The 8,535-nt window shown below is 73.3% G+C and carries 6 protein-coding genes; 2 read left to right on the top strand and 4 right to left on the bottom strand.

The window, feature by feature from the left end:
* Positions 1-61: 61 nt before the first annotated feature.
* Positions 62-253, bottom strand: coding sequence for a hypothetical protein (locus tag IG86_RS38900; RefSeq protein ID WP_037694694.1), 192 nt, complete (start codon positions 251-253; stop codon positions 62-64).
* Between the two features lie 173 nt (positions 254-426).
* Positions 427-3,696 (bottom strand): SARP-family global regulator AfsR, encoded by a 3,270-nt coding sequence (gene afsR, locus IG86_RS0120440; protein WP_244305956.1) that lies wholly within the window; start codon positions 3,694-3,696, stop codon positions 427-429.
* A 132-nt stretch (positions 3,697-3,828) separates the two neighbouring features.
* Here afsR and IG86_RS0120435 point away from each other — a divergent pair, with 132 nt between their 5' ends.
* The gene (locus IG86_RS0120435; protein ID WP_030826993.1) at positions 3,829-5,055 is read left to right on the top strand and encodes an amidohydrolase family protein; all 1,227 of its coding nucleotides are present in this window, start codon (positions 3,829-3,831) and stop codon (positions 5,053-5,055) included.
* 26 nt (positions 5,056-5,081) lie between these two features.
* Here IG86_RS0120435 and IG86_RS0120430 read toward each other — a convergent pair whose 3' ends face one another.
* Positions 5,082-6,305, bottom strand: a complete 1,224-nt coding sequence (locus IG86_RS0120430; RefSeq protein ID WP_030898552.1) for an MFS transporter — start codon at positions 6,303-6,305, stop codon at positions 5,082-5,084.
* A 275-nt stretch (positions 6,306-6,580) separates the two neighbouring features.
* On the opposite strand from IG86_RS0120430, the gene IG86_RS40050 reads away from it, so the two are divergent.
* Positions 6,581-7,039, top strand: coding sequence for a peptidoglycan-binding domain-containing protein (locus IG86_RS40050; RefSeq protein ID WP_030826998.1), 459 nt, complete (start codon positions 6,581-6,583; stop codon positions 7,037-7,039).
* Positions 7,040-7,108: 69 nt separating this feature from the next.
* Here IG86_RS40050 and IG86_RS0120420 read toward each other — a convergent pair whose 3' ends face one another.
* Positions 7,109-8,470: a ricin-type beta-trefoil lectin domain protein gene (locus IG86_RS0120420; RefSeq protein ID WP_030898548.1), complete on the bottom strand. Its 1,362-nt coding sequence runs from the start codon at positions 8,468-8,470 to the stop codon at positions 7,109-7,111.
* Positions 8,471-8,535: the final 65 nt, after the last annotated feature.

Here is an 8,535-nt window from a genome sequence, read left to right as displayed (position 1 = left end):
CCCCCGTACTCCCCCGAGCCCCCCGTTTCCCCCGTGGGCTCCCCCGTACGCCGTGCGCCGGTTACGGGCGCGGGCCGGACGCGTGGTTGTCCAGTGTCTGGATCTCCTCGCCCGCGGCCTGGTCCTCGGTCGGCGGCTTGATCTCGATGCCCGACGCGTGGTTGTCCAGGGTTTCGATCTCGACGCCCGAGGCGTGGTTGTCGAGCGGCTTGACCGTGCCGTCGTTCGGCAGAAGGTTCTCGTTCGTCGTCATCGGTTCTCCTGATGGATGGGTGGGACCCGTTCGGCGATTCCCCCGATGACCGCCGAACGGGTAATCCTTCCAACCGGCCCGGATGTCCCCCGACGCACCGGGTCGATGCACCTATCGTGCCGTTCGGCGATAAACGAACGATGAACGCCTCGTTCAACCGGCGTCCGTGCAGGTCAGGCGGCGATCTCCGTGGCCAGCAGGGTCTGTACCTCGGCCAGTTCGGCCGAACCCAGCTGCTTGAACACCGTCTCCGCGTCCCGCCAGCACGCGCGCGCCCGGTCCGTCTGCCCCAGCCGCCGCAGCGCCTTGCCCAGCACGGTCAGCACGGTCGCGCGCCGCCACTCACCGCCGATGCCGCGCAGCGCGATGGCCTGCTCGGCGTGCGCGGCGGCCAGCGTGGGCCGGCGCGCCGCGAGATGTGCGACGGCGAGCCGGAAGTGGGTCACGCCCTCCCACAGCGGCTGGCGGTTGTCGTGGAACAGGGCCAGCGCCTCGGTGAGCTGCGCGAGGGCCTCGCCGAGCCGGCCCGCCTGGGTGAGCGCGATGCCGAGGGCGTAGCGGCCGTTGGCCAGGCGCAGGGACAGGCCCATCCGGTCGTAGATGGCGATGCCCTGCTGCGCGAGGTCTATGGCGCTGGTGAGGCGGCCCAGCTCGACGTGGATGCGGGAGAGGTTGCACAGGGCGCTCGCCTCGCCGACGTTGTTGCCGTCGGCGCGGAAGTTCTGGATGGCCTGCAGCAGGTACCGCTCGCCGTCCGCGTGTCGCCCCTCGTAGAGGGCGATGATTCCGCGGTCGTTGGGCGCCCAGCAGCTGGGCAGCGGGTCGCCGGCCTCACGGGCCAGGGCCGTGGCCTGGCGGGCCTCGTCGTCGGCCTCGGCGAAGCGGCCGGCGACCAGGTGGACGTTGGTGAGGGTGGTGCGGGCGCGGCCCTCGGCGTACGGGTCCTTGGCGGCCTGGGCGGCGTCGCGCAGGGCGGTCGCGGCCGACTCGTACTGCTTGGAGTTGGCACCCGACTCGGCCAGGTCCTTGGCCGCCCACAGCAGGTCCACGCCCCGGCGCAGGACCGGTGAGTCGCCGCCCCGCACGGACGCCTGCCGTACGCACGCCAGCAGCGGGCCGGCCTCGGCGTACAGCCAGTCCAGGGCGGCGCGCGGCTCGGCGAAGACCAGCCCGGGGTAGTGGGTGTCGGACAGGTGCGCGGGCAGCCGGTCGCCGGGGCGTTCCAGGGCGTAGACCCCGGAGGCGGTGGCCAGGTAGAAGTCCAGGAGGCGGTCCAGGGCCGCCTCGCGCTCGCTCGGCGGCTGCTCGTCGCGTTCGGCGCAGGCACGCGCGTAGAGGCGTACGAGGTCGTGGAAGCGGTAGCGGCCGGGGGCGGCGGATTCCAGGAGGGAGCAGTCGACTAAAGCCTCCAGGAGGTCCTCGGTGTCGTACTCGGGCAGGTCGAGTACGGCCGCGGCCGCGGACAGCGAGATGTCGGGGCCGTCGGCGAGGCCGAGGAGGCGGAAGGCGCGCTGCTGGGCCGGTTCCAGCTGGCCGTAGCCGAGCTCGAAGGTGGCCTTGACGGCGAGGTCGCCGGCCTGGAGCTCGTCGAGGCGGCGGCGTTCGTCGGCGAGTTTGGCGGCGAGGACGGAGACGGTCCAGGTGCGGCGGGCCGCGAGCCGGGAGGCGGCGATGCGGATGGCCAGGGGCAGGAAGCCGCAGGCGCCGACGACGTCGAGGGCGGCCTGGCGTTCGGCGCGTACGCGTTCCTCGCCGACGATGCGGGTGAAGAGCTGGAGGGCCTCCTCGGGGCTCATCACGTCGAGGTCGACGAGATGGGCCCCGGCGAGGCCCGCCATGCGGACCCGGCTGGTGACGAGGGCGGCGCAGCCGGCGGTGCCGGGCAGGAGCGGGCGGACCTGGGCGGCGTCGCGGGCGTTGTCGAGGAGGACCAGGACGCGGCGGCCGTCGAGGGTGGAGCGGTAGAGCGCGGCCCGGTCGGCCGGGGAGTCGGGGATGGCGGTGTCGGGGGTGCCGAGCGCGCGCAGGAAGGAGCCGAGGACGGCCTCCGGTTCGGCGGGGCGGGCGTCGGTGCCCTGGAGGTCGACGTAGAGCTGGCCGTCGGGGAAGTGCGGGCGGGCGGCGTGCGCGACGTGCACGGCGAGGGTGGTCTTGCCGACGCCGCCGATCCCGGCGAGCGCGGAGACGGCCATGACCTGGTCCTGGGCGCCGCCGGAGAGGATCGTGCCGAGTTCGGCGACGAAACTGGAGCGGCCCGTGAAGTCGGGTACGGTCGCGGGCAATTGGGCGGGCCTCACGTGAGCGGCGGTGGCGGCCGGAGCGGGGTCTTCCGCGCGGGCCAGATCGGCGTCGGCGTTCAGGATGCGCTGCTGGAGCGCGGCCAGTTCGGGCCGAGGGTCGACGCCGAGTTCGTCCGCGAGGAGGCGGCGGGTGTCGGCGTAGACGGCGAGGGCCTCGGCCTGCCGGCCGCTGCGGTAGAGGGCGAGCATGAGCAGCTCGCGCAGCCGTTCGCGCAGCGGGTGGGCGGCGGTGAGGGCGGTCAGCTCGGAGACGGCCTCGGCGTGGTGGCCGACCTCCAGGTCGAGGTCGAGGCGTGTCTCCAGCAGCTGCAGTCGCCATTCGGCGAGCCGGGTGCGCTCGGTCTCGGCGTGCGGGCCGGGGACCCCGGCGAGGGGTTCGCCCTCCCACAGGTCGAGGGCGCGGGTCAGGAGGGTACGGGCGAGGGGGCGGTCCCCGGCGGCCCGGGCCGCGTCGGCGTCGGCGGCGAGGCTGCGGGCGACACCGAGGTCGAGGGTGGCGGCGGAGCGCAGCCGGATGGCGTAGCCGCCGGACTCGGTGACGAGCAGGCCGGGGGCGACGACCTTGCGCAGGCGGGAGGCGTAGGTGCGGATGGTGGCCAGGGCCTGCTGCGGTGGGTCCTCGCCCCAGATGGCGTCGATCAGTTCGGGTGCGGTGGCCGTGCGGCCGTCGCGCAGCAGGAGTACGGCGAGCAGGGCCCGCTGCTGGGGGGTGCCGGAGGGCAGGGCCTCGGCGCCCCGCCAGGCCCGTACGGGCCCGAGGACGGCGAACCGGGAGTCGCCCGTGGCGGTGTCGCCCGTGGCGGTGTCGGCTGGTGCGTCGGCGGTGCCGGTCCGTGCCGGGCGCGAGGCGGCTGACGGGGATGCGGTGGCCGCCGTGGTAGCGGGCCGGGCCGCGGCCGTGCCGGGGTCGGCCGGGCCTGCGGCGGCGGACGGGGAGGCGGTGGGGGCGGAGGGTTCCGTTCCCGTGTCCGTGCCGGCTCCGTTTGCGGTGGCCGTCGGCCATACGGGTCCGGCCGGAGAGCCGCCCGTCGCGGGGTCTGCGCCGGAGCGGACGGCGGCCGCGGGGCCGGTTTCTGATGCGGCGGCAGCCGCACGGACCTCGGGGTGGTTCCGCGGGTGCGGGATGGCCGGTACGCCGTCCATCTGTCGTCCCCCCTGCCTTCCGTCGGTGTAAGGGTCAGTCTGCCCTGTCTCGCGCGTACCCGTCAGCCCGTCCATGACCGATCACAGACCAACTAGCTGACGGTTCGTCAGATCGGCGCTACCGTATGAGCCATGGAGACCTTCCCGAAGATCATCTCGGTGGACGACCACACGGTTGAGCCCCCCCACGTCTGGCGGGACCGGCTCCCGTCCAAGTACCGGGACACCGGTCCCCGCGTCGTCCGCGCCCCGTTGAAGGAAATGACCTTCCTCGGAGGCAAGTTCGCACCCGTCATGGGGGCGAAGGGCGACGACGGCCCGATCGGCGACTGGTGGGTGTACGAGGACCTGCACCGGCCGCTCACCCGCCTCGACACCGCCGTCGGGTACGACCGCGACGAGATCAAACTGGAAGTCATCACCTACGAGCAGATGCGCCCCGGATCCTTCTCGGTTCCCGACCGGCTCGCCGACATGGACGTCAACCACGTCCAGTCGGCCCTCTGCTTCCCGACCTTCCCCCGCTTCTGCGGCCAGACCTTCACCGAGGCCAAGGACCGTGAGCTGGGCCTGCTCGGCGTACGCGCCTACAACGACTGGATGGTGGAGGAGTGGTGCGGCCCCGACGCCCGGGGCCGCCTGATCCCCCTCACCCTGATCCCGCTCTGGGACGCCCGCCTCGCCGCCGCCGAGGTCCGCCGCAACGCGGCGCGCGGCGTGCGCGCGGTCGCCTTCTCGGAGATACCCCCGCACCTGGGGCTGCCGTCCGTCCACACCGACGAGTGGGACCCCTTCCTCCAGGCGTGCGACGAGACCGGCACGGTCATCGCGATGCACATCGGCTCCTCCTCCCGGATGCCGTCCACCTCCGCGGACGCCCCGCCGGCGGTCGGCTCCACCATCACCTTCGCCAACTGCTGCTTCTCCATGGTCGACTGGCTGATGAGTGGCAAGTTCGAACGCTTCCCCAATCTGAAGATCATGTACGCGGAGGGCCAGATCGGCTGGATCCCGTACATCCTCGAGCGCGCGGACGTCGTCTGGGAGGAGAACCGCGGCTGGGGCGGGGTCGCGGACAAGGTGCTCCGGCCGCCGTCGGAGCTGTTCGCCGGGCACGTCTTCGGCTGCTTCTTCGACGACGCCTTCGGTCTGAGGAACCTGGACTCGATCGGCGTCGGCAACGTCCTCTACGAGACCGACTACCCCCACTCCGACTCGACCTGGCCGAAGTCCCGCGAGGTCGGCGAGGCGCAGATGGGTCACCTGGCGCCGGACGTGGTGGACCGCATCGTGCGCGGCAACGCGATCGACCTGCTCGGCCTCACCCCGGACGGCCTGTGGGCGGGCCCCGGGGCCTGACCCGCGCCGCTCCGTCGGGGGCCCGGTCAGACCGGTGCCCGGCGGCTGGTGACCGCGCCGACCGCCGGCGCGGTCACCAGCGCGAGCGCGACGGCCAGGCCCGCGGCCGTGAGCACCGGCAGCAGCAGCGTCACGTCCACGAAGGCGACGAGGCCGGCGCCCAGGGCCAGGGCCAGCGCGTTCGGTACGAAGACCAGGGTGTTGGCCGTGGCGGCGGCGCGGCCCACGGCGGAGTCGGGGACCTCGCGCTGCACGGCGGTCAGGGCGGCGATCAGCACGCACGGCAGGCCCGCGCCGATCAGCGCGCTGCACACGAGGGCCGCCGCGTCGTACGGCAGTGCCCGCCCGCCGCAGCCCAGCGCGAACAGGGCCGTGCCGGCCGCCGTGAACACCCGTACCGGCATCCGGCGCAGGAGCGGGCCCGCGACGAGCCCGCTCAGGACCGAACCGGCGCCCTGGACCGCGTACAGCACCCCCACGTAGGCGGGCGTGCGGCCCAGCACGTCGTCGGCTACCGCGTAGACCACCGCGCCGTTGATCCCGGCCAGGAACATCACGGCGGCGGCCGCCGACACCAGCGGACGCAAGCACGGTGAGCCCCACAGCTGCCGGCCGCCCTCAAGCACCCGGGCGAGGCTGCCCGCGCGCGGGACGGTCCGGTCCGGTGCGTCGCCGTCCACCCGCAGCAGGAGGAACAGCCCCGCCGCGAGAGCGAAGGTCGCCGCGTCGAGCAGCGCCACGGAGTCCCCGCCGAAGCGGGTGAACAGGGCGGCGCCCGCCAGGGGCGCGAGCAGCTTCATGCTCTCGCCGGCCGTCATCCGCAGCCCGTTGAAGTCGCCGAGGAGGCGGACGTCGACCGCCTTGGCGACCAGGGCCGCCTCCGCCGCGTCGTGGAGGGTGCCGCAGGTTCCGTAGAGGAGGAGGACGGCGAAGAGCAGCCACACCCGGCCGGCCGAGTCGACCAGGCACAGGGCGGGCAGCAACGCGGCCATCAGGAGGCAGGCGGCCACCAGCAGCGGCCGCCGCGGCAGCCGGTCGGCGAGCACCCCGAGGGCCGGCCCGGCGAGCACCGGTGCCCACATGGCGAACGCCGTCAGCGCCGCGAGGCTGTCCGAGCCGGTCAGCGACTTCACCCAGACCCCGGCGACCAGCCACATCGCCGTCGTGCCGAACCCGGACACCACCACCCCGAGCAGGTAGAGCCCCGCATTGCGGTCCCGCAGGACCCGTCCGCTTCCCCCATCGCGCATGGTGCCAGCGTGCGTTCTGAGGTGGGGCCCGCGGATCGGGCGATTGCCCTATACGGCCGGGCCCGCGAGCTGCCGACCGCGGCCTCCGGCCCGCGGTCCGTCCCGCGTCCCGCGTCCCGAGTCGGCGTCCCGCGTCCCGCCATCGCGTCCCGCGGCCCGCGTCGAAGTGCGCTCGGCCCCGGCCCTGTTACGTTTTCGCTCGGCAGCGGTCGAACACCGTTTCGGCCGGGACCATGCCGCGAACCATCCTTTTCACACGGGGGAGTACCACCCAGATGAAGCGCACCCTGGCCCACCTCCTGGCCGTCGCCGCCCTGGCGACGAGCCTGGCCGGCATCGGCACGACGTCCGCACAGGCGGCGATGCCCGCCTGCAACGACAGCACGGTCTACATCGACCGCGCGGGCTTCTACACCCACGTGCCGACCCAGGTGAACATGGGCAGCAACTTCTGCACCCTGCGCAGGGGCGCCGACAACAACGCCGTCTACGACCTCCAGCAGACGCTCTGGTACTGCTACGGCGGCTACCTCGTGACCGACGGCAAGTTCGGGCCCGCGACCGAGACCCTGCTCAAGAAGGCGCAGGCCCAGGCGGGCATCCCCGCCGACGGGGTCTACGGCCCGCAGACGCGTGACGCCATCAAGTTCCGGTTCTGGCAGTGGGAGACGGGGACGTGGCGCTGCCTCAAGCTGACCGACGCCCCGCAGCCGCTGACCGCCTCCACGAACTGACCGGCCTGCCCGGCGCGGCAGCCGCACGGGCCGTGGTGCCCGTGCGGCTGCCGTGCGTCCGGGCGCGGGTTACTTCGGGGTGACCCAGACCTGGCGCTTGTTCGTGTTCGCCGTGTACAGCTGGACCACGGTGCCGTTGGCGGTCGCGCCGCCGGTCGCGTCGAGGACCTTGCCCGATGCCACGTGGACGATCTGGCCCTTGGCGTTGACCGACCAGCGCTGCGCCGCCGAGCCGTTGCAGTCGTAGAGGCTGATCTTGTTTCCGTTGGTGCTCGCGTTGCGCGCGTTGTCCAGGCACTTGCCGAGCGCGCGGAGGGTGCCGTCCTTGCCCAGGATCCAGGACTGGGCCGCGGTGCCGTTGCACGTGTAGAGCTGGATCTGGGTGCCGTTGGCGGCCTTGCCGCCCTTGACGTCCAGGCACTTGGATCCGATGCCGCTCACGCGGCCCTGCGGGGACAGCGTCGCCCCGGCGCCCGCCGCGAGGCGGCGCAGGCCCTGCACGTCGAACTGCTGGACGTAGGTGCCCGCCCGCTTGTCCTGGTAGGCGTAGGTGGGGGAGCACATGACCGGGAACTGGCCCGAGTCGGTCCCCTTGACGCAGTCGCTCTTGGTCAGGCTGCGGTTGGCGTGCGCCAGCCCCAGCGTGTGTCCGAGCTCGTGGCTGACGTGGTTGCGCATGTACGTCTCGCCCATGGCGGCGGTCGGCTTGCCGGCCGGGGTGAAGAACGAGTCGTCGATGTAGGCGTGCCCGCTGGTCACGGTCTCGGCGACGGAGGAGCTGGTGAAGCCGCAGCTGAGGTTGGCGGTGCCGGTGCCGTCGCGGACGATCTTCCAGCCCGTGCTGCCCATGCTGCCCTCACCGGCCGGCGGGACGCACGGGCGGTGCAGCACCCCCACGATCACCTCGCCCCTGGGCCGGACGTAGTCCCAGCCGACCGGCTTCGTGTCGACGGTGACCGGCAGGTTCGTGACGCGGCGCAGGTCCGCGGCGGAGGCCTGGACGTACGGACCCAGCCAGTCGGCGGACTTCTGGTCGTAGAACTTGATCGTGTAGCCGGTCGTCAGCCACTTGGTCGCGCCGCTCAGCTTCCAGCCCTCGCCCTGCGGCGGGGTGGGCGCGGCGGCCGGGGCGGCCGCGGCGGCCGACCTGGGTGCGGCCATCGGCGACGCCGTCTGCGTGCCGAGTGACATGACGCCGTTCCTGAAGACCGTTCCGTCGCTGCCGTGGGTGGCGGAGTCCTCCGCGTGGGCGTCGGGCGCGTCCCCGGCCGGCGGGGCGCTCTCCGCGGGACTCTCGATGCCGGTGGTGCCCGTGGTGCCCGTGGTGTCCTCGGTGCCGAACGCGGTGGAGGGGAGCTGAAGGGTTCCCACGATCGCGGCCGCGGCCGCCGCGGCAACGATGGATATCCGGTGCTTGCCTGTGAATCGCAAGTTTTCGTTGCCCTCTCGTCAAGATTCTCTTTCCGCGGGCCCGTGCGACGGCGGGGCGGCGAGAA

Origin of the sequence: Streptomyces virginiae (assembly GCF_000720455.1) — a bacterium.
GTDB lineage: Bacteria > Actinomycetota > Actinomycetes > Streptomycetales > Streptomycetaceae > Streptomyces > Streptomyces virginiae.
The sequence above is the reverse complement of the archived record's forward strand: the minus strand, read 5'-3'. Positions and strand labels throughout refer to the sequence as shown.